Genomic DNA, 21,563 nt, shown 5'->3' on the forward strand with positions numbered 1-21,563 from the left:
GGAGCGTTCAATGAGTGGGGGGCGTGGCGTCGGCCATGGGGGCGGGCAGGTAGCCGCCGCCCAGCGCGTTGGCCAGGTTGGCGTCGAGTTGGTAGGCGCGGATGCGCAGGTCGGTGTCCAGGCGCGCCTGGGTCAGCACGCCGGTCTGCGCGATCAGTACGGTCAGGTAGTTGCCCATGCCGGCCTTGTAGCGCTTGACGGCCAGCTCGTAGGCGGCCTCGATGGCTTCGCGCGCCTGGCGCTGCTGCGCCTTTTCCTGTTCCAGCAGGCGCAGGCCGTCGAGGGCGTCGGCGACCTGGTGCACGGCGTCCAGCACGGTCTGGTTGTAGTCGGACACGGCCAGGTCGGCGTCGGCGCGGCGGCCCGCGAGGTTGGCGTTCAGCTCGCCGCCGTGGAAGATCGGCAGGGTGATGGCGGGGCCGATGCCGGCAGTGCGGGCGGCGGCGCCGAGCAGGTTGCCGGTGCCGATTGCCTGGAAGCCGGCAAAGGCCACCAGATTGACGTTGGGGTAGAACTCGGCGCGGGCGCTGTCGATCTGGTGGCGGGCGGCCTCGGCGCGCCAGCGCGCCGCGACCACGTCGGGACGGTGGCCCAGCAGTTCCAGCGGCACGCTGGCTGGCACGCCGCCGGCGGGGGCGGTCAGCGTCGTCGGCACCAGCGACTGGCCGCGCTGCGGGCCGGCGCCGGCCAACGCCGCGACCTGGTTGCGCAGTTGCGCCAGCGTGGTCTCGGTCTGGGTCAGCTCGACCCGGCCGGCGGCCAGCGACGATTCGGCCTGCTTCACTTCGACCTGGGTGTCCAGGCCGGCGGCGTAGCGGCCGCGGGTCAGTGACAGCACTTCCTCGCGCTGGGCCAGCACGCGCTTGATGACCTCGCGCTGGGCGAATGCATCCTGCAGGTTGAGATAAGCGCGCACCGTGGCGCTGGCCAGCAGGTTGCGCGCGGCCTGGGCGTCGGCTTCGGCGGCGGCCTGTTGCGAGACCGCGGCCTTCAGGTGCGAGCGGTTCTTGCCCCAGAAATCGAGCTCGTAGCTGAAATCGAGCGCCAGGCGGTTGTCACTGGCCACCGAGCCGCCCAGCGGGGCCGGATAGATGTAGTCGCTGGACAGGTGCTCGCGGTTCAGCGTGTAGTTGGCGTCCACGCGCGGCATCAGCGGCGCGCGGGCCGTGCTGACGGCGGCGTTGGCCTTGGCCAGGCGCGCCTGGGCGGCGGTCATGGAAGGGCTGTTGGCCAGCGCTTCGTCCATCAGCGTGTCGAGTTGGCTGTCGCCGTAGCGTTGCCACCATTTTGTCTCGGGCCAAGTCACGGCCTGGCTCGTCAATCCCAGCTTGGCTTCATTCAGGGCGGCCACCGGCGCGGGGCCGGGCTCCATCAGGGCGCAACCGCTCAAGGCCAGCACCAATGCGGTAGAAAGAAGGCGTTTCATCCTGACAATTTGCTGAAAGTAGTTGATTAATCTGTATTTGCCTAGGCAAATATTAAGTCAAATAAAGCCCCTTTGCAGGGGCGGCGGCGACCGGGCCGGCTGCGCTCAGCGCTCGGGCGCGGAGGCGGAACCGTTGGCGATCATGCGCCGCAGGAAGTGCATCAACTGCGTCACTTCGTCGGCGGAAAAGCCGCGCAGGTGGTGGTTCAGCACGCGGGCGATATTGGGCGGGATCGCGCGCGCCTTGGCCTGGCCGAGTTCCGTCAGTTCGATCTTCACGACGCGCCGGTCCTGCTGGTTGCGGGCCCGGCGCAGCAAGCCCTTGGCCTCGAGCCGGTCCAGCGTTCGGGTCATGGCGCCGGTGTCTACACCATTGAGCCGGGCCAGTTCTGCGGGCGTGTCGGCCCGGCCCAGCGAGACCATGGCGATGGGGCGCCATTGCATGGCGGTGAGATCGAGCGGCGCCATTTCCTGATCCAGCATCCGGTTCAGGGAATTGGCGACGAGCTTGATCAGATAGCCGGCGTTCTCTTCCATCATGCAGCGGGTGTCCCCACGATAATGAATCGGACTTTCGGAGGAATCTGGGCGTGACGAGGCATTCATGCCGCAAATTTTACTGCCTAGGCAGTAGTTGTCAAGGCTGCTTTTGGTGCGTGCTTTCCGGGGTGGGCGCGGGTGCCCGGCGCAGCCCGGACCAGACGATGGCGGCCACGATCAGCGCCGCGCCGGCCATCATGCGCAGCGTGGGCTGCTGGCTGAACAGGATCCAGGCGAAGGCGATGGCGTAGACCGGCTCCAGCGCGATCACCAGGCCGGCGCTGCGGGCGTTCAGGCGCGTCAGGCTGGAGACGAACAGGAAATGCGACAGGCCGGTGCAGAAGACGCCCAGCAACGCCAGCCAGAACCAGTCCATGACGGGCAGGGCGGGCAACTGGCCGACGGCGAACGGCAGCATCACCAGCGCCACCACCAGGTTCTGCCAGCAGGCCACTTGCATCGGATCCATGCCCGAGGCCGAGCGGCGGTTGCTCAGGGCCAGCAGGGCGAAGGTCAGGCCCGACAGCAGGCCCCAGGCCAGGCCGATGGTGCCCTGGTCGGCCAGGTCGAACGACGGCGTGACCAACACCAGGCCGGCAGTGACCAGGCCCAGCAGCAGCCATTCGGCCAGCCGCACGCGTTCGCGGAAGATCAGGCCCTCGAACAGCGTGATGAAGGCGGGGAAGCTGGCAAAGCCCAGCGTGGCGATGGCGATGCCGCCCACCTTGACCGAAATGAAGAAGGTGACCCAGTGGGCCGCCAGCAGGGCGCCGGCGATCACCAGCACGAACAGTTGGGCCGGCGTCAGGGCGCCGAGCAGCGGGCGGCGGCGCATGCGGGCGAAAAGGCCCAGCGAGATGACCGCGAAGATGGCCCGGCCCAGCGTGATGACCGCCGCGCTGGCCTGGATCAGTTCACCGAACACGCCGGTCAGGCCGAACAGGGCGGCGGCGATATGGATATAGGTGAGGGCGCGGTGTCGGGTCATTCGCAAGGGCAAGGCAAGGGCGGCGGCGGGGCCGCGCGGGGCTGGGAAAGTGGCTAAAAAAGCGCGGCGTGGACGTGCAAATCCCGTTGCGCTGAATCTAAAATCATCGCATGAATCGTATTGCCAGGCTTTTTCCGGTCTCCCGCCCCTCCAGCCGCGCGGCCGGGTTCCTCATGGCCGCGCTTGGCGCCATCCTGTTTTCGGCCAAGGCCATCGTCGTCAAGTTCACCTACCGCTACGGTATCGACGCGGTCACGCTCATCGCCTTCCGCATGCTGTTCGCCATGCCGTTTTTCGCGGCGGTGGCGTGGCATCAGTCGCGCCTGGCGGCCCGCGGCGAGATTGTCGTCATGACCTGGAAGGAACGCCTGCAGGTCTGCCTGCTGGGTCTGTTGGGGTATTACCTGTCCAGCTTCCTGGATTTCCTCGGCCTGCGCTACATCACCGCCAGCCTGGAACGGCTCATCCTGTTTCTGTCGCCGTCGCTGGTTGTGCTGATTTCGGCCTTCTGGTTCAAGCGACCGGTCGAGCGCCGCCAGTGGCTGGCGATGACGCTGTCGTATGCCGGCGTGGTGCTGGTTTTCGCCCATGACCTGAGCTTCGGCGGCTCCGCCGAGGTGTTATTAGGGTCTTTCTTCGTTTTCGGTTCGGCGCTCAGCTATTCTGTGTACCTGATCTGTTCCGGGGAGCTGATCAAGCGCATCGGGCCGACCCGGCTGGTGGCGTACGCCATGCTGGTGTCATGCGTGGCCTGCATCGCGCAGTTCTTCGTGATCCATCCCGCCTCCGTGCTGCTCCAGCCGCCGGGCGTGTACGGCTACTCGATCATCCATGCCACGCTGAACACGGTGGTGCCCGTCTTCATGCTGATGTGGGCGGTGGCGCTGATCGGCGCGCCGACCGCGTCGCTGCTGGGCATGCTGGGGCCGGTGTCGGTGTTGTTCCTGGCTTCATGGTTCCTGCACGAGCCCGTCACGGTCTGGCAGATGGCCGGCACCGCGCTGGTTCTGGCCGGGGTATTCGTATTGATGGGGGGCGGGGCCGCCAAGGCGCCGCCCACCGCGTCGGGCGGCAGCGCGCCCGCGCGGTGACGTCCGGTTTTCCCGCTTGAATCGCAACATCTCAATGAAAGGAGGCCAGCATGGCCAGCAATCTCGTCAAGGCAATCCGTATCGAGCAGCATGGCGGTCCCGAAGTCCTGAAACTGGTCGAGGTCGAAGTGCCGCCGCCGGCCGCCAATGAGGTCACCATCGACCAGCACGCGGCCGGGCTGAACTTCATCGATATCTATTTCCGCACGGGCTTGTATCCCCATCCGCTGCCTCACGGTCTGGGCTTCGAGGGCGCGGGCGTGGTCACGGCCGTGGGCGCCGACGTCAAGCACCTGAAGAAGGGCGACCGGGTGGCCTATGGCCAGAGCCCCATCGGCGCCTACGCCAAGGCCCGCAACGTGCCGGCCAACCAGGTCGTGAAGGTGCCCAAGGGCATCGGCTTTGACGAGGCCGCCGCGCTCATGCTCAAGGGGCTGACGGTGCAGTACCTGTTCCGCCAGACTTACCGCCTGCAAGGCGGTGAAACCATCCTGTTCCATGCGGCCGCGGGGGGCGTGGGCCTGATCGCCTGCCAATGGGCGCGGGCGCTGGGCGTCAAGCTGATCGGCACCGTGTCCAGCCCCGAGAAGGCCGAGCTGGCCCGCGCCAACGGCGCCTGGGAAACCATCGACTACTCGCGCGAGAACGTGGTCGAGCGCGTGCTCGAACTGACGGGCGGCAAGAAGGTGCCGGTGGTGTATGACGGCGTCGGCAAGGATACCTGGGAGACCTCGCTGGACTGCATCGAGCCGCGCGGCCTGATGGTCAGCTTCGGCAATGCCTCCGGCCCGGTGGCGGGCGTCAACCTGGGCATCCTGAACCAGAAGGGCAGTCTGTACGTGACGCGTCCGTCGCTGGGCGTGCACGTCAACACGCTGGAGAAGCTGCAGGCGGCCTCGGACGAGTTGTTCGATCTGGTGCTGAAGAAGAAGATCAAGGTCCGCATCGACCAGCGCTATAAACTGGAGCAGGCCGGCGAAGCGCAGACCGCGCTGGCTTCGCGCAAGACCACCGGCGCCACGGTGCTGATGCTGGATTGATCCGGCGCGCCCCGGGGCAGCGCCAGCAAGGCGGGACGCAGCGAGCGTCCCGCTTTTTTTTTGGGCTGTGCGCACTGGGACAAATCACCATGCACGGGCGGACAAGCCAGCGCGCCGGGCCGTTGCTATTCTGGCCCGACCCTATCCGTTGGAGCCTTCCGTATGTCGTCCGTCCGCCCCACCGCCAGCGCTTGCGCCTCCGGCCGTCCGGAATTGGCCGCCATCCGGGAATACATGATCGTCGACGGCAAGCCGTTGCGCCAGGGACAGGGCGAGCCGATTGCCGTCCATGACCCGGCGACCGGTGAGGTCATCGCCACGCAGCTGGACGCCGGTCCGGCGCAGATCGACCTGGCGGTGCAGGCCGCGCGCCGGGCGTTCGCCAGTGGTCCGTGGCACGAGATGCTGCCGGCCGGGCGCGAGCGCCTGCTGCTGAACCTGGCGGACCTGGTGGAACGCCACGGTGAGGAATTGGCGCGGCTCGAAACCCTGAACAACGGCAAGCTGCTGGGCGTGGCCCAAGGGCTGGAGGTCGGCGCCGGCGCGCAGTGGCTGCGCTACATGGCGGGCTGGGCCACCAAGCTGACCGGCGACACGCTGGCCCTGTCGATTCCGTTTCCGCCCGGCGTCCGGTACAGCGCCTACACGCTGCCGCAGCCGGTGGGCGTGGTGGCCGCGATCATTCCGTGGAATTTCCCGCTGCTGATGGCGATCTGGAAGATCGCGCCGGCGCTGGCCGCCGGGTGCACGGTGGTGCTCAAACCCGCCGAGGAAACGCCGTTGACCGCCTTGCGCCTGGCCGAGCTGGTGCTGGAGGCGGGCTTTCCGCCGGGGGTGGTCAACGTGGTGACCGGCCGGGGCGAGACCGCCGGCGCGGCGCTGGTGGCGCATCCGGGCGTGGACAAGATCGCCTTCACCGGCTCCACCGAGGTCGGCAAGCTGATCGGTCGTGCCGCCATGGACGACATGAAGCGGGTGTCGCTGGAACTGGGCGGCAAGTCGCCCGTGATTGTGCTCGACGACTGTGACCCCGACGTGGCGGCGCAGGGCGCGGCCGCGGCCATCTTCTTCAACCAGGGCCAGGTCTGCACCGCCGGGGCGCGGCTGTATGTGCAGAAGGGTCTCTACGCCAAGGTGGTGGAGCGGCTGGCCGGCCTGGCCGCCGGCATGAAGCTGGGTTCCGGTTTCGCGCCCGACACCCAGGTCGGGCCGCTGGTGTCGGCGCGCCACCAACAGCGCGTGCTGGATTACATCGGTATCGGCCGCGCCGAGGGCGGCAAGGTGCTGGCCGGTGGCGGTGCCGGCGAGGGCGCCGGCTATTTCGTGCGGCCCACGGTGTTCGCGGACCTGCCGCAGGACGCTCGCATCGCCCGCGAGGAGATTTTCGGGCCGGTGGTGGTGGCCCAGTCCTTCGACACGTTGGAAGACGCCGTACGGCTGGCCAACGACAGCGCCTTCGGCCTGGGCGCCAGCCTCTGGAGCAACGACCTGACGCGGGTCCAGCGGCTGATCCCGCGCATCGATGCGGGCACGCTCTGGATCAACACCCACAACATGCTGGATCCGAACATGCCGTTCGGCGGTTTCAAGCAGTCGGGCGTGGGCCGTGAACACGGCCGCGCGGTGCTCGACCTGTATTTGGAGAAGAAGTCCGTTTGTATCGCTTACTAGACCGACGGCCGCGCGAGACAAGCCGGGAGATACCGGCGCGCGCGAGGCCGCGCAACCAAGGGGAAGTGCATGGCAGGCAAAACCAATGGCCGGGTCCGGGCGCGCGCAGCATTGCTGCTGGCATGCCTGGCCACGGCGCAGACGGCGTGGGCCGGAGACCCCAGCGCGCGTGACTGGATACCGGCGCCGGTGGGAACCAACATCATCGCCGGCTATCTGACCGGATTGCGGTCTTCCGGGTTGTATTCCGCCGGCAAGCGCATCGATGGCGCCTCGGTGGACGTGGACGCGCTGATCTACCGCCAGATGCATTACCGGGACTTCTTCGGCAAGACGGTGCAGCTCGAATTCATCGTGCCGGTGACGCGCACCACAATGGAGTTGCCGGGCGCCTCGCGCGACCGCCAGAGCGGCATCGGCGATGTCACCCTGGGTTCCGCGATCTGGCTCTACAACAACGAGCACACCAAGACCTGGTTCGCCTGGGAGCCCTTCGTGGTGGCGCCGGTGGGGCGTTACGATGGCTCGCGCCCGGACACTTCGCCGGGCAAGAACCGCTGGTCCACCATCCAGGATTTTTCGTTCGTCAAGGGCGTGGGCGAGTCCACCTTCCTGGAGGCCATCGCCGAGGTGGAAATCTACGGCCGCAATACCGACTGGATGAGCCAGACGCTCAAGAAGGACCCTTCCTTGCGCTTTTTCGCGCTGGCCTCCACCAACCTCACGCCCGACACTTACACCGGCATCCGCTACCGCTACGAGACCGGCGGGCGCGAGCGCGCCGGCGGTGAAACCGTGACAAGCCGGGCGCGCAACCACCAGCTGGCGTTGGAACTGACCCACCAGATCAACGACGCCAACCAGATCCAGATGCAGTACATCCACGACCTGAAGGTCGAGAACGGTCCGCGCATGCGGGGCGTGCAGATGCGCTACGTCTATGCCTTCTAGGAGCAAGGGACATGACACCAGGAGAGATCGAATGATTGCGCTTTGTGCCAACGGGAGGATCGCGCGGGCCGGCAAATGGGCGCTGTGCGCGGCCCTGGCGGCGGCCGCCGGACTTGCCCGCGCCGACCTGCCGGTCGAGGAACTCAAGGGCGGCACCCGCCTGCCGCCGGCCACGCCGCACCGGCTGTACGTGATGGACGCGGTGTTCAATCACCTGGTCGACAGCCGCGTCAACCTCTACGACGGTGACACCCTGAAATTCCTGGGGCTGGTGCCCGCGTCGTTCAACGGTCACATGACGGTGTCGGCGGACGGCAAGGACATCTACATCATGACCACCTACTACGAGCGCCTGAACCGCGGCAAGCGCACCGACGTGGTCGAGGCCTGGGACGCCGAGACGCTGACGCCCAAGTATGAGGTGCCGATTCCGCAGAAGCGCGCCCAGGCGTTGAACTATCGCAACTACCTGCAGCAGAGCGCCGACGGCGGCCTGCTGTTCGTGCAGAACGCCACGCCGGCCTCGTCGGTGACGGTGGTGGACCTGAAGGCGCGCGCGTTCGCCGATGAGGTGACGGCCGCCGCGGGCTGCTGGAGCATCATCGTGCCGCCGTCGCGGCCGCGCAGTTTCGCCAGTATCTGCGGTGACGGCTCGTTCGTCACGGTGGATCTGGACGCGGCCGGCAAGCCTTCCGGCCAGCAGCGCAGCAAGCCCATGTTCGAGGTCGAGCAGGACCCGATCTTCACGCATACCGACAGGTTGGGCGATACCTTCTACTTCGTCTCCTACAACGGCAACGTCTACAGCGCCGACTTCAGCGGCGCCGAGGCCCGCTTCGGCGAACGCTGGTCGCTGCTGGACGCCTCCGGCAAGGATCGCGGTTGGCGGCCCGGGGGCTACAACCTGCTGGCGGTGAACCGCGCCAACAAGCGCCTGTACGTCGGCATGCATCCGAATGGCGCCGAAGGCTCGCACAAGACCCCGGCCGCCGAGATCTGGGTCTACGACCTGGCCACGCACAAGCGGCTGGCGCGGATTCCCGGCAAGAATGCACTGTCGATGTCGGTGTCGCAGGACGACAAGCCGCGCCTGTTCACCATCGACGGCGGCAACGTCAACATCTATGACGCAGCGCCGGCCGCGCCGGTGTTCAAGGGCACCATTCAGGGCGCGGGCGAAACCGCCTTGCAGGTCGAGCCGCAACCGGGAGGCGCCCGATGACCGATCCCGTCCTGCTCTACGCCGCCAGTGCCGCGCTGGCCTGCGTGCTGCTGTTGGGCGCGCTGGAAAAGCTCAAGGACATGGCCGCGTTCTTCACTGCTGTGCAGGCCTATCAGATCGTGCCGGCGCGCCTGGGCGGCCTGTTCGCCTGGAGCTACGTGCTGGCCGAAGCGCTTGCCGGCGCCTTGCTGCTGGTGCCCGGCCTGCGTGCGTCCGGGGCCATGCTGGCGCTGCTGGTGCTGGCCCTGGCCACTGCCGGTGTCGCGCTTAACCTGGCGCGCGGCCGCCGCGACATCGATTGCGGCTGCGGCGGCCCGGCCATGCGCGGCGCGGCGGCGCGCGGCGCCGGGCTGTCCTGGTGGATGGTGGCGCGCAACGCGCTGCTGGCGCTGTGGACGCTGCCGGTGTTCGCCGCCGCGCAGGGCGCCTCGCGCAGCCTGCAATGGGCCGACGCGGCCTCGGTCTTCGGCCTGGCGATGAGCGCCGTGGCCCTGTACTTCACCGCCAACCACCTGCTGGCCTCGCACCTGAAGCTGCGGCAGTTGCATATCTAGGAACAACGGAGCGACACGATATGGAAGCCTTGATCATTTCCAATTTTCTGCTGTGGGGCGTGGTGTTGTGCCTGCTGCTGGTCATCCTGGCGCTGTCGCGCCAGATCGGCCTGTTGTACGAGCGCGTCGCGCCGATGGGGGCGTTGACCATGGACAAGGGGCCGGCGGTGGGCGATGCCGCGCCGCGGTTCGAGCTGGCCGACCTGCTGGGCCGGCGCTTGACGATCGGCGAACGCGGCCAGCACAGCCAGTTGCTGTTCTTCCTGTCGCCGACCTGCCCGGTGTGCAAGAAGCTCCTGCCCATCCTCAAGTCGGTGGCCGCCACCGAGCGCGCCTGGTTGCGCATCGTCCTGGCCAGCGATGGCGAGATGCCCGAGCACCTGGCGTTCTATCGCCAGGCGGGTCTGGAGCGCTTTCCCTACCTGCTGTCGACCGAGCTCGGCATGAAATTCCAGATCAGCAAGCTGCCGTATGCGGTGCTGATCGACGAGTCCGGCGTGATTCGCGCCAAGGGCCTGATCAATTCCCGCGAACAGCTCGAAAGCCTGTTCACGGCCAAGGAGCTGGGCGTGGCCTCGGTGCAGGAATTCCTGGCTGGCGGCGCGCTGCAGGAAACCCGTGTTTCGCGCAAGGAGAACAGCAATGCTCTGGTTGGATAAGCTTGGCGAGCGCGCCGCGCGCTCGGTCGCCCACACCACCTCGCGGCGCAGCGTGCTCAACCGCATCGGCCGCGTGCTGGTCGGCACCGCCTTCCTGGTGCCGGTGCTGCCGGTGGCGCGCGCCGCGCCCGCCGCGGCCGGAAAGCCGCAGACCGACGAGACCGCCTGCGACTATTGGCGCTATTGCGCCGTCGACGGGTTCCTGTGCTCGTGCTGCGGCGGCAGCATGACGTCATGCCCGCCGGGTACCTCGCCGTCGGCGGTGTCGTGGGTCGGCACCTGCCACAATCCGCTGGACGGCAAGGACTATCTCATCAGCTACAACGACTGCTGCGGCAAGACCGCCTGCGGCAAATGCATGTGCGCCTCGGCCGAGCGCGAGCGGCCGGGCTACCAGATGTTCCTGCACAACGATGTCAACTGGTGCATGTCGAACGAATCCTCCATCTTCCATTGCACCACCTCCGTGATCGTGGGGTTGGCCAAGAAGAAGCCATGAACGGCGCGGCGGGAAGAAATAGGGGCAGGGCACGGCGGCGCACGGGTGGCGCCGCCGGGCTGGCCTGCGCGGCGGCGCTCGTGGCCGGGCTGGGCATGGCATGCGATGCCGCCGCTGGCGATACGGCGCCGGCCGCGCCGCGCCCCGGGGCCGACACCTTGTGGCAGGCCGCCCGTGCCGACTACGTGCTGCAATGCGCCGGCTGCCACCGGGTCGACGGCCGCGGCAGCACGCCGCACGGCATTCCGGACTTCCGCAATTCGGTGGGGGCGTTCACACAGTTGCCCGCTGGCCGCGAATACCTGATCCGGGTCCCGGGGGCCGCCTATTCGCAGTTGGACGATGCCGAACTGGCCAATGTGCTGAACTGGCTGCTGCGCACGTTCAGCCCGGCGCAGTTGGCGGCCGGCTTTCAGCCCTACACCGAGCGCGAGGTGGCGGCGGCCCGGCCGCGTCGCTATGACGATGTGGTGCCGGTGCGCCATGGCTTGGCGCGCGAACTGGCGGCGCTGGGCTTTGCCCTGTCCGACTATTCGTACGGCAGCGCCCGCAAGCCCTGAGGCCGCCTGGCGCGGGCCTGCCCGGGTCGAGTGCCGCGACGGCCTTCGCAATGCCGCCGTGCCGTAGGGGTTGTCACGGATACTCCGCGCCCGGGGCTCGGTGATAGAAAGAAGATCGCTATTTGTTCCACGCCGCGCGCCGGAGTCGCCATGTCAGCCCCCCTCGTACGCAGCGCGCCCCAGCAGTTCCTGGATTGCGCCAGTTGGAAGGAAAACATCAGCAACACGTTCGTACCGCTGGAAGTGTCGGCGGCCGATCCCAAGCACTTTCGCAGCAGCGTGGCGGTCGATGCGCTGGGGTGGATGCAGATCTGTGAAATGCGCACCGGCGCGCAGCGTGTGCGGCGCACCAAGTCGCTGGCCGATCGGGCCGAGGCGTCCGGCTACAAGGTGACGCTGCAGCTCGACGGCCGCAGCGAAATCCGCCAGGCGGCGCGCACTGCCTTGCTGATGCCGGGAGAATGGGGCATTTACGATACCACCCGCCCCTACGAGGTGGATGTCGACGACAACGCGCATTTCCTCGTGATGCAGGTGCCCGGCAAGCAGTCCGAGGCCTGGCTGCCGGCCATGCGCAACGCGGTGGCGCGCAGCTTCAGCGCCCGCCACGGTTGCGGCCGCATGGCCATGGATCTGCTGCGGGTGGCCCTGAGCGAGCACGCCAACCTGTCCGACAGCGCGGCGCGCGACGCTGCCAATGCGGTCATGCAGATGATGGGGCTGGACATCAGTGAGCGCGCCGGCGGCGGCGGTTCGCAGGATCCGGCCGAATTGCGGCAGGCGCAGCTGCGGCGCGTGCAGCAATACCTGATCGAGAACCTGCACGATCCGGACTTGTCGCCGGCGACGGCGGCCGCGGCATTGCGCGTTTCACGGCGCTATCTGTACAACCTGTTCGCGCAGGCCGCCAGCACACCGGCCGACTTCATTTTGGGCGCCCGCCTCGAACGCTGCCGCGACATGCTGGCCGATGCCGCGCAGAGCACGCGGCAGATCGGCGAGATCGCCTTCCGCCATGGGTTTTCGGACGCGGCGCGGTTCAGTCACGCCTTCCGCAATCGCTTCGGGGTGTCGCCGTCGGAGTACCGGCGCCGGGGCCGCCAGCCGGGCGAACCGGCCTGACCGCCCGGATCCGGGGCGGCCTCAGAGGTCTTCCGCGTTGATCAGGTCTTCCTTGCCGTAGAACTTTACGCCGATGTGGATGCGCTCGCGGCCCTGGGCGCGGCGATGGCGGTTGGTGTCGCGCAGCGAATAGACGCAGCCGCAATATTCCTGCTGGTAGAAGTTCTCGCGCTTGCTGATCTCGATCATGCGCGACGAGCCGCCGCCCTTGCGCCAGTTGTACGTCCAGTAGACCAGGTCGTCGTAGCGCGCCGCCGCGCGTTCGCCGCAGCCGTTGATCTGGTTCATGTCCTTCCAGCGCGAGATGCCGAGCGAACTGGTGATGGTGTCGAAGCCGTGCTCGTGGGCGTACAGCGCGGTGCGCTCAAAGCGCATGTCGAAGCAGGCGGTGCAGCGTTCGCCGCGTTCGGGGGCGTTTTCCATGCCCTTGACGCGCTCGAACCAGTTGTCCATGTCGTAGTCGGCGTCGATGAATTCGATGCCGTGCTGTTCGGCGAAGCGGATGTTCTCCTGCTTGCGGATCTCGTACTCTTTGACCGGATGGATGTTCGGGTTGTAGAAGTAGATGGCGTAATCGATGCCGGAAGCCGTCATGGCTTCCATGACTTCGCCGGAACAGGGCGCGCAGCACGAGTGCAGCAGCACCTTGCGGCGGCCGGCGGGCAGGTCGAGTTTGGGGCGCACGAATTCGGACATGGCGAAAAACAGGCAGTGAGGCGGAAAACTCCTTATTTTACGCCCAGTTGCCGCCATGGCCGGCGCGCCGTTGCTCAGCCCAGCACCGCGTCCCACAGTTCCCGCACGGCGGCGCGCTCGGCCTGCAACTGGTCCGGCGCCACGCGCGCCTTTTCCACCCCCTGCATGCGCATCTGGTGCTGCACGCGCCGCAGCGTGCGGTAGGCGTCGCCGGCGCGGGTGGCCAGCGCCGGGTCGATCAGCCCGGCCTCGCCGGCCAGCCGCAGCAGGGTGATGTTGCCCAGGTTGCGCACCAGCATCGGATGGGTGCCGGCATGGCTCAGCACCAGGTATTGGGTCACGAATTCGACGTCGACCATGCCGCCGGCGTCGTGCTTCAGGTCGAACTTGTCGGTGCTGTTCGGATGGCCGGCGTTGATCTTCTGGCGCATCGCCAGCACTTCTTCGCGCAGCTTGGCGGTGTCGCGCGGCATGACCAGGATGGCTTCGCGGATCCGCTCGAAACGCTGGCCCACCTCGCTGTCGCCGCAGGCGTAGCGGGCACGGGTCAAGGCCTGGTGTTCCCAGGCCCAGGCATGCTTTTGCTGGTACTGCTCGAAGGCCTCGACCGATACCGCCAACAGGCCGGCATCACCGTCCGGGCGCAGGCGCAGGTCGACTTCGTAGAGGCGGCCCGACGAGGTCATGGTCGACAGCCACGAGGTCATGCGGCGGCCCAGCTTGGCGTAGACCTCGGCGGCGTCTTCGCGCGCATCGTCATACAGGAACACCAGATCCAGGTCGGAGGCGTAGCCCAGTTCCTTGCCGCCCAGCTTGCCGTAGGCGATCACCGCGAAGCGCGGCGCGGCGCCCGCCACCTTGTTCACCAGCGGCCAGGTGCGGTGGATTGTTTCCGTCAGCAGCAGGTCGGCCAGGGCCGACAACTGATCGGCGAGCTTTTCGACAGTGAGCTCGCCTTCGAGATCCTGCGCCAGCAACTGGAAGCTGGCCTGGCGCTGTACGTCGCGCATCAGGTTCATCTGGCGCTCGATGTCGGGGTCGCCGTCGGGCAGGCGGCAGGCGTCCAGATCGGCGGAAAGCTGGCGCGCGATCTGGGCGAAATCCAGCGGCTCGAACAGGGTGCGCCAGTCGATCAGGCTGTCCAGCAGCAGCGGGTGCTGCGTCAGGTACTGGGCCGCCCAGGGGCTGGCGGCGACCATGCGCGCGACCCGCGCCAGGGTGTCCGGGTATTCGGCCAGCAGGGCCAGGTAGGCACTGCGCTGGGCGATCTTTTCGATCAGGTCGAACAGGCGCACCGCGGCGGCCAGCGGCGCGTCGGTCTGGCGCGCGGCGCGCAGGGCGGCGGGCAGCAGGGCTTCCATGCGGCGCCGGCTGCTCTCGGGCAGGCTGCGCACGCGATGGCTGCCCATCAGGGTTTCGGCGCGGCGCAGCAGGTCGTCGGCCTGCTCGCCGAAGGCCTGGCGGATCTGTTCGGCCAGTTCGCATTGTTCGTCGCCCGCGTCGTCGGCCGGCGCGTCGCCGCTGGCATCGGCCGTGTCTTCCTTGTCCATGCCCACCATGCGGAACACGTTGCGGAAAGTGCGGGAGACAAACTGACGATGGGCGGCCAGCGTGTCTTCGAAGTCCTGCCCGCTCATGCCGAGGGCGGCCGCCAGGCCCGCCCGCAGCGTGGGGTCGCCCGGCAGCAGGTGGGTCTGCTCGTCTTCGCGGTATTGCAACGCATGTTCGGTGCGGCGCAGGAACCGGTAAGCCGCTTCCAACCGTCTGGCGTCGTCCTCCGACACCAGGCCTGCGACTTGCTCGGCATGCAGCGCCTGCAGCAGGCCGCGCTTCTGCAGCGCCGGCATGCGGCCGCCGCGGATCAATTGCGCCAGCTGCACCACGAACTCGATCTCGCGGATGCCGCCGTCGCCCAGCTTGATGTTGTTGGCGCTGTCGATGCCATGGCGGGCGGTGGCGCGGCGCTGCCAGTCCTGGCGGATGCGCTCGCGCAGGGCGCGCAGCGCGGCCAGCGCGTCGAAGTCGAAATATTTGCGGTAGACGAAGGGCACGCGCAGGCTTTCCAGTTGGCGCGCCTGGGCCTCGCTGTCGCTGCCCTCGAACGCCCGCGCCGGCATCAGGCGCGCCTTGAGCCAGGCATAGCGTTCCCATTCGCGGCCCTGGCCGATCAGGTAGTGCTCCAGCGCGTCCAGGCTCCAGGCCAGCGGGCCGGCGTCGCCGTCCGGGCGCAGGCGCAGGTCGGTGCGGAACACCTGGCCGTTGGCGTCGACCTCGGACAGCACCGGCATCATGCGGCGGGTCAGGCGGCCGTAGAACTCGTGGTGGCTGATGCGGCGCGGGCCGTCGGTGTCGCCTTCCTCGCCATACAGCATGATCAGGTCGATGTCGGAGGAGACGTTGAGCTCGCCGCCGCCCAGCTTGCCCATGCCGACGATCAGCATTTCCTGCGGCAGGCCGGTGGCCGGGTCGCGCGGCACGCCATGCACCGCGGCCAATTCCGCGGCCACGCTGCGATAGGCGGCGGCGACCGCGGCATCCGCCAGCGCCGTCATCGCGCCCACCACTTCCTCGAACGGCGCCAGCCCGGCCAGGTCGCGCACGATCAGGGTGCTGAAGACGCGCTGGCGCAATTTGCGCAGCACCTGGCGGCACAAATCCACCGGCAGGATGTCCGGCGCCCCGGCGCCCGCCAGTTCCGCCTGCCATTGCGCCAGCCGCTCCCGTGTGACCGGTTGTTGCACGGCGTCTTCCAGCCAGGCGGCCAGATCCGGGTGGGCATCGAGATGGCGGCGCAGGTGGCCGGACCAGGCGAGGGCGGGGGCGAACAGGGCGGGTGTGGACATAGTGGTCGGACGCAGACGAATGGGCGCGTTTCAGGTATAAGTGGGGACGATACCGCAAGACTATTCTCCTGCCCACCGATCCGTGTCTGTTTCAAAGAAAGTGCTCTGCTGCCTGTTCTGGGCGGTGCTGACCGTTTACGGCGTCGTGGCCATCGGGCTCCTGGGCGTCCGCTATTGGGTCTTGCCGCGCGTGGATCTGTGGCGCCCCCAGATCGAAGCCTACGCCAGCCAGGCGCTGGGCGCGCGCGTCACGATCGGCGCGATCGACGCCGATTGGCAAGGCCTCAATCCGCGCCTGCAACTGGACGCGGTGCAAGTCTATGACGATCAGCCGGAACCGGTGCTGACATTGCCCTCGGTTTCGGCGGTGCTGGCCTGGCGCAGTCTGTTGACGCTGTCTCCCACACTGGTGCGGCTGCGCGTGGAGCAGCCGGAGCTGACCTTGCGGCGCGACGCCGACAACCGTCTCTGGGTGGCGGGGCAGGCCATCGACCTGAACGCCAGCGATCACCAATCCGACCTGAACCATCCCGCGTTGCGCTGGCTGACCGCGCAACGCGAATTGCTCATTCGCGGGGCCCGCATCCGCTGGCAGGACGAGCGGCGCCAGGCGCCCGAACTGGTGCTGAGCAATGTCGATTTCCTGGTGCGCAATGGCAGCCTGTCGCATCGCTTCGTGCTGCGCGCCGACGGCGACCCGGCGCTGGCCCGCAAGCTGGATCTGCGCGGCGAGTTCAATCGCAGCCTGTTCTCGGCCAATGCCGCCAGTCCGGCCAACTGGAGCGGCCAGATCTACGCCGCGCTCGATGACGCCGAGCCGCTGGCCTGGACGCCCTGGGCGCAACCGCCCGCCATCAAGGGGCGTGTCACCGCCCGCGCCTGGCTGCAACTGGACCACGGCAAGTTCACCACCCTGACGGCCGACGTGGCCACGCGCGGGGTCGATTGGGCAGCGGCGCCGGGCGGGCCGGCGGTGCGCGGTGGCTACGCGCAGGCGCGCATCGAGGGCACGCCGGGCGACTTCATCGATAGCGCGCGCGTGCCGCTGGCGCGCAGCCCGGGGGCGGCACACTTGACGGTCAACGGCCGCGTCGAACAACTGCGCGTGGTCCTGCCGGGCATCTTCGAGCAGCCCGAGCTGGCGGCCAACGAGGTCGTGCTGGATGCCGGCATCAAGGGCGTCGACGCCCGCGACTGGTTCCTCGATGTGAGCCAGTTGCGGGTGGCCAACGACGACCTGGACGTCCGGCTCCAAGGCCAGTGGCGCAAGGAAGGCAAGAGCGCGGCCGGCAGCGTGGATATGCGCGGCACCCTGGTGCGCGGAGCCATGAACGCGATCCACCGCTATCTGCCGCTGGAGGTCAACGCCGACGCGCGCGAATGGCTGGCGACCGGCCTGCCGGCCGGACAGATGGAATCGGCGGCCATCACGCTCAAGGGCGACCTGGACGAATTTCCATTCGGCGCCCCGGGGTCGACGGGCGAGTTCGTCATTGCCGGCGCCTACACCGGCGCCAAGGTCGACTACGCGCCGGCGCGCCCGCAGCGCAAGGGCTGGCCGATGCTGGAGAACCTGTCGGGTAACTTCCGTGTCGACAAGGTCGGGCTGGTGCTCGACAGCCCGGGCGGCGGGATTTTTCGCACCGGCCCGGACCAGACGGTGACGCTGGGCGCGGTGACCGCCGCCATCCCCGACATGGAGAACCAGGCCGAGCTGAGCGTCAATGGCGAGACCAGCGGCTCCGTCCCCGCCTACCTGGCGCTGGCCGCGAGCTCGCCGCTGGGGCAATTGCTGGACGGCGCGCTGGACGAGGCGCGCGGCACCGGCAATTGGCGCATGCCGCTCAAGCTCAAGGTGCCGTTGATGAACACCGACGACACCCAGGTGCAGGGCAAGATCCAGTTTGCCGACAACACCTTCACCTTCATGCCTGAGATGCCCTTGCTCAGCCAGATGCATGGCGATCTGGATTTCTCGGAAAAGGGCGTGCACACCAAGGAAATCCGCGCCCAGTTTCTGGGGGGGCCGGTCAGGATCAGTGGCAGCCTGAGTCAGCCCGACGATACCCTGCACTTCGAGGGCATGCTGGCGGCCACGGGCCTGACACAGCTCAGCAACGTGCCGTCGATGGCGCGCTTCGCGGGCAAGACCGCCTACAAGGGCAAGCTTGGCTACCAGCGCGGCGGTTCCGTGGAACTGTCGCTGGAGTCGGATCTGGCCGGCCTGGCGATCAACATGCCGGCGCCGGTGGGCAAGCCGGCCCAGGCGGCGCGCCCGTTCAAGTTGCAATGGGGCGCCGCGCAGGATCGCGGCAGCAAGGGCCGGCGCTGGCTGACCGCCAGCCTGGGCGACAATATCAACGCGCTGTTCGAGCGCGATCCGGCCGATGCCGCGCCGTCGTATTTCGCGCGCGGGGCGCTGGGCATCGAGCGGCCCGCCAGCCTGCCCGAGCGCGGCCTGAGCCTGAGCGCCAGCCTGCCGGAACTTGACATGGACGCCTGGGAAACCGTGTCCGACGGGTTCAGTGCGCCGCCGGCCAAGGGCCGCCCGCCGGCCCGGCCGCTGCTGCCGGCGGCCGAGCGCGTCAGCCTGGCCACCAGCGTGCTGCGCACCAGCGGCTATACGCTGAACGACCTGACCTTGTACGCCACCCGTCCGGCGCCAGCCCAGTGGCGCGTCGATCTCGAGTCGCGCCAGGCCGCCGGTTCGCTGTCGTGGCGCGAGGCCTCCGGCGCGATCGCCGGCCAGATCACCGCCCGTCTCAAGCACCTGGCGCTGGGCGGCGCCGATGACAGCAACGAGGCCGACAAAGCGCTGTCGTCCGGCAACGACCTGTCGGACATCCCCGCGGTCGACCTGCAGGCCAAGGAGTTCCGCCTGTATGGCAAGAACCTGGGCGAGCTGCAGGTGCTGGGCACCAACCTGGAACGCGGCCGCCAGTGGCGCCTGGATAAGCTGTCGATCGTCAACGATGCGGCCACGCTGAACGCGACCGGCGCCTGGCGCCTGGAGGGCCCCGACCGCGGCCTGACGGTGGATGCCACCACCAAGTTCGAGAACGTCGGCAATTTCATGGACCGCATCGGCTTCGAGCGCGTGGTGTCCGGCGGCTCGGGCGATATCAAGGCCAGGCTGACCTGGCGTAACCTGCCGTGGACTCACAATATCGCCGACGTGGCCGGGGAGGCCGAGATCGCCCTGGACAAGGGCCGCTTCATGCATGTGAATTCGCGCACGGCGCGCCTGCTGGAACTGCTGTCGCTGCAATCGCTGCAGCGCCTGGCCCGGCTTGACGTCAATCCGACCAACCTGCTGCGCGATGGTTTCCCGTTCGACACCGTGCGCGGCCAGATCAAGCTGGCGGATGGCTCGCTGGCCACCGAGGGCTACAAGATCAACGGCCCGGTGGCCGCCATCGTGCTGGCGGGCAACGTCAACATCGTGCAGGAGCGCTGGAACCTGAAGGCGGTGGTGATTCCCAACCTGGACGCCAGCGGCGCCGCCATGGTGACGGCACTGGCGGTCAACCCGCTGGTCGGGCTGGGCGCGTTCGTCACGCAATGGCTGCTCAAGCAGCCGCTGGCGCGCGCCATGACCATGGAATATGCCGTCTCCGGCAGTTGGGACGACCCCAAGATCGACCCGATCGACGACTCGGGCAAGCCGGCGCCCAAGCAGACGCCCAAGCCGGCATCCAAGCCGCGCAGCCTGGAAGAGTTTATCGAGCACTGATCCGGCCCGGCTTGACACCGGGATACCGGCCGGCCCATAAAGCAAATTGGCGAGGACCGCCGTGGGGCAATCCTCGCCAAATCGATGCGCGCGCCCGGCGGAGCGGGCGGACGGCGCTTACTTCTTCTTCATCATGTCGAAGAATTCGGCGTTGGTCTTGGTGGCGCGCATCTTGTCCAGGATGAATTCCATGGATTGGACTTCGTCCATGTCGTGGATGAACTTGCGCAGCACCCAGACCTTCTGCAGCAGGTCCGGCGCGATCAGCAGTTCTTCGCGGCGGGTGCCCGACTTGTTCAGGTTGATGGACGGGTAGACGCGCTTTTCCGCCAAGCGGCGCTCCAGGTGCACTTCGGAGTTGCCGGTGCCCTTGAATTCTTCGTAGATGACCTCGTCCATGCGGCTGCCGGTCTCGATCAGGGCGGTGCCCAGGATGGTCAGCGAACCGCCTTCCTCGAGGTTGCGCGCGGCGCCGAAGAAGCGCTTGGGACGTTGCAGGGCGTTGGCGTCGACGCCGCCGGTCAGCACCTTGCCGGAAGCCGGCACGACGGTGTTGTAGGCGCGGGCCAGGCGGGTGATCGAGTCCAGCAGGATCACCACGTCCTTCTTCATTTCGACCAGGCGCTTGGCCTTTTCGATGACCATTTCGGCGACCTGCACGTGGCGGGTGGCGGGTTCATCGAAGGTCGAGGCGACCACTTCGCCGCGCACGGTGCGCTGCATTTCGGTCACTTCCTCGGGACGCTCGTCCACCAGCAGGACGATCATGACCGCGTCGGGGTAGTTGGTGGTGATGGCGTGCGCGATGTGCTGCATCATCACCGTCTTGCCGGACTTGGGGCTGGCGACGATCAGGCCGCGCTGGCCCTTGCCGATGGGGGCGAAGATGTCGAGGATGCGGCCGGTGAGGTTTTCCTCGCTCTTGATGTCGCGTTCCAGGCGCAGCGGCTGGTTCGGGTGCAGCGGCGTCAGGTTCTCGAACATGATGCGATGCTTGATCGCCTCGGGCGCCACGCCGTTGACCTTGTCCACCTTGACCAGCGCGAAATAACGCTCGCCATCCTTGGGCGTGCGCACTTCGCCTTCGATCGAGTCGCCGGTGTGCAGATTGAAGCGGCGGATCTGGGACGGCGAGATGTAGATGTCGTCCGTGCTGGCCAGATACGAGGTCTCGGGCGAGCGCAGGAAACCGAAGCCGTCGGGCAGGACTTCCAGCACGCCGTCGCCAAAGATCTGCTCGCCCTGCTTGGCACGGCGTTTCATGATGGCGAACATCAGCTCCTGCTTGCGCAGGCGGTTGGCGTTCTCGATTTCCAGGCCAGCGGCCATTTCCAGCAGCTGCGAGACATGCAGCGCCTTCAGTTCGTTGAGGTGCATCGCGGTGAGTGTTGGGGGAAAAGTAAAGGAGGGTTCTGGCGGCGCGCCACGGACGGGCTCGCGCGGTACTGAATGCGCGCCGCCCCCGGGGCGGCGCCTTCGTTCACAGCACGCAGTTTACAACGCGCCGTCCAGGAATGCCGTGAGTTGCGACTTCGACAGCGCGCCAACCTTGGTGGCGGCAGCCTGGCCGTCTTTAAAGAGCATGAGGGTGGGGATGCCACGGATGCCGTACTTGGCGGCGGTGCCTTGGTTCTCGTCCACGTTGAGCTTGGCGACCGTCAGGCGACCGGCGTATTCGGTGGCGACTTCTTCCAGGATCGGGGCGATCATCTTGCAGGGGCCGCACCAGGCAGCCCAGTAGTCCACCAGCACCGGCTGGCCGGACTTCAACACATCGGCATCGAAGCTCGCGTCACTGACGTTCTTGATTTGGTCGCTCATGATGGTGATTCTCGGGTTCGGCAGCAAAAGGCGAAAAGAGGGACGCCTTGCCGTTGTTCTTGTTTGTGGGATGGATTAAAGCATACCACTGTCAAAAACAACAGGCATACCACTGTTTATAACAACAGTGTTTGCCGCTTTTGTGTA

The 21,563-nt window shown here is 67.5% G+C and carries 18 protein-coding genes; 11 read left to right on the forward strand and 7 right to left on the reverse strand.

Annotated elements, in window-relative coordinates; translation table 11 throughout:
• Nucleotides 1-7: 7 nt before the first annotated feature.
• From ACN6O8_RS08900 to ACN6O8_RS08910, 3 genes are all read right to left on the reverse strand, one after another.
• The gene (locus tag ACN6O8_RS08900) at nt 8-1,426 is read right to left on the reverse strand and encodes an efflux transporter outer membrane subunit (protein ID WP_427990708.1); all 1,419 of its coding nucleotides are present in this window, start codon (nt 1,424-1,426) and stop codon (nt 8-10) included.
• Between the two features lie 105 nt (nt 1,427-1,531).
• On the reverse strand, nt 1,532-2,032 hold the full coding sequence (locus ACN6O8_RS08905) for a MarR family winged helix-turn-helix transcriptional regulator (protein WP_427990709.1): 501 nt from the start codon (nt 2,030-2,032) through the stop codon (nt 1,532-1,534).
• Between the two features lie 31 nt (nt 2,033-2,063).
• On the reverse strand, nt 2,064-2,954 hold the full coding sequence (locus tag ACN6O8_RS08910; protein WP_427990710.1) for a DMT family transporter: 891 nt from the start codon (nt 2,952-2,954) through the stop codon (nt 2,064-2,066).
• Between the two features lie 110 nt (nt 2,955-3,064).
• Here ACN6O8_RS08910 and ACN6O8_RS08915 point away from each other — a divergent pair, with 110 nt between their 5' ends.
• From ACN6O8_RS08915 to ACN6O8_RS08960, 10 genes are all read left to right on the forward strand, one after another.
• Nucleotides 3,065-4,045 (forward strand): DMT family transporter, encoded by a 981-nt coding sequence (locus ACN6O8_RS08915; protein ID WP_427990711.1) that lies wholly within the window; start codon nt 3,065-3,067, stop codon nt 4,043-4,045.
• A gap of 50 nt (nt 4,046-4,095) precedes the next feature.
• Nucleotides 4,096-5,085 carry a quinone oxidoreductase family protein gene (locus ACN6O8_RS08920; RefSeq protein ID WP_427990712.1) on the forward strand — a complete coding sequence of 330 codons (990 nt, stop codon included), beginning with the start codon at nt 4,096-4,098 and terminating at the stop codon, nt 5,083-5,085.
• A gap of 162 nt (nt 5,086-5,247) precedes the next feature.
• Nucleotides 5,248-6,756 (forward strand): aldehyde dehydrogenase family protein, encoded by a 1,509-nt coding sequence (locus ACN6O8_RS08925; protein ID WP_427990713.1) that lies wholly within the window; start codon nt 5,248-5,250, stop codon nt 6,754-6,756.
• 69 nt (nt 6,757-6,825) lie between these two features.
• Entirely contained in the window at nt 6,826-7,707 is an 882-nt protein-coding gene (locus ACN6O8_RS08930; protein WP_427990714.1) for a transporter, read from the forward strand.
• A 31-nt stretch (nt 7,708-7,738) separates the two neighbouring features.
• Nucleotides 7,739-8,929: an amine dehydrogenase large subunit gene (locus ACN6O8_RS08935; protein ID WP_427990715.1), complete on the forward strand. Its 1,191-nt coding sequence runs from the start codon at nt 7,739-7,741 to the stop codon at nt 8,927-8,929.
• The gene (locus ACN6O8_RS08940) at nt 8,926-9,483 is read left to right on the forward strand and encodes a MauE/DoxX family redox-associated membrane protein (protein WP_427990716.1); all 558 of its coding nucleotides are present in this window, start codon (nt 8,926-8,928) and stop codon (nt 9,481-9,483) included. Before ACN6O8_RS08935 ends, ACN6O8_RS08940 begins: the two co-directional genes overlap by 4 nt.
• A gap of 20 nt (nt 9,484-9,503) precedes the next feature.
• Nucleotides 9,504-10,142, forward strand: coding sequence for a methylamine dehydrogenase accessory protein MauD (gene mauD, locus ACN6O8_RS08945; RefSeq protein WP_427990717.1), 639 nt, complete (start codon nt 9,504-9,506; stop codon nt 10,140-10,142).
• A complete protein-coding gene (locus ACN6O8_RS08950; RefSeq protein ID WP_427990718.1) occupies nt 10,126-10,641 on the forward strand; it encodes a methylamine dehydrogenase light chain in 516 nt (171 codons plus the stop codon). Before mauD ends, ACN6O8_RS08950 begins: the two co-directional genes overlap by 17 nt.
• A gap of 95 nt (nt 10,642-10,736) precedes the next feature.
• Nucleotides 10,737-11,201 carry a c-type cytochrome gene (locus tag ACN6O8_RS08955; protein ID WP_427990719.1) on the forward strand — a complete coding sequence of 155 codons (465 nt, stop codon included), beginning with the start codon at nt 10,737-10,739 and terminating at the stop codon, nt 11,199-11,201.
• Nucleotides 11,202-11,351: 150 nt separating this feature from the next.
• Nucleotides 11,352-12,323 (forward strand): helix-turn-helix domain-containing protein, encoded by a 972-nt coding sequence (locus tag ACN6O8_RS08960; protein WP_427990720.1) that lies wholly within the window; start codon nt 11,352-11,354, stop codon nt 12,321-12,323.
• Between the two features lie 21 nt (nt 12,324-12,344).
• Here the strand turns inward: ACN6O8_RS08960 and ACN6O8_RS08965 are convergent, their stop codons facing one another.
• A complete protein-coding gene (locus ACN6O8_RS08965; protein WP_427990721.1) occupies nt 12,345-13,019 on the reverse strand; it encodes an epoxyqueuosine reductase QueH in 675 nt (224 codons plus the stop codon).
• 74 nt (nt 13,020-13,093) lie between these two features.
• A complete protein-coding gene (gene glnE, locus ACN6O8_RS08970) occupies nt 13,094-15,862 on the reverse strand; it encodes a bifunctional [glutamate--ammonia ligase]-adenylyl-L-tyrosine phosphorylase/[glutamate--ammonia-ligase] adenylyltransferase (RefSeq protein ID WP_427990722.1) in 2,769 nt (922 codons plus the stop codon).
• 100 nt (nt 15,863-15,962) lie between these two features.
• On the opposite strand from glnE, the gene ACN6O8_RS08975 reads away from it, so the two are divergent.
• Nucleotides 15,963-19,595 carry a YhdP family protein gene (locus tag ACN6O8_RS08975; RefSeq protein WP_427991138.1) on the forward strand — a complete coding sequence of 1,211 codons (3,633 nt, stop codon included), beginning with the start codon at nt 15,963-15,965 and terminating at the stop codon, nt 19,593-19,595.
• Nucleotides 19,596-19,712: 117 nt separating this feature from the next.
• Here the strand turns inward: ACN6O8_RS08975 and rho are convergent, their stop codons facing one another.
• Together rho and trxA are read right to left on the reverse strand one after the other, a co-directional pair.
• Nucleotides 19,713-20,972 carry a transcription termination factor Rho gene (rho, locus tag ACN6O8_RS08980; protein ID WP_175134072.1) on the reverse strand — a complete coding sequence of 420 codons (1,260 nt, stop codon included), beginning with the start codon at nt 20,970-20,972 and terminating at the stop codon, nt 19,713-19,715.
• A gap of 117 nt (nt 20,973-21,089) precedes the next feature.
• Complete coding sequence (gene trxA / locus ACN6O8_RS08985) at nt 21,090-21,416, reverse strand: thioredoxin TrxA (protein ID WP_129240598.1); 327 nt, start codon at nt 21,414-21,416, stop codon at nt 21,090-21,092.
• Between the last annotated feature and the right edge of the window lie 147 nt (nt 21,417-21,563).

This window comes from Achromobacter sp. (genome assembly GCF_050285565.1).
Taxonomy (GTDB): domain Bacteria; phylum Pseudomonadota; class Gammaproteobacteria; order Burkholderiales; family Burkholderiaceae_B; genus Achromobacter.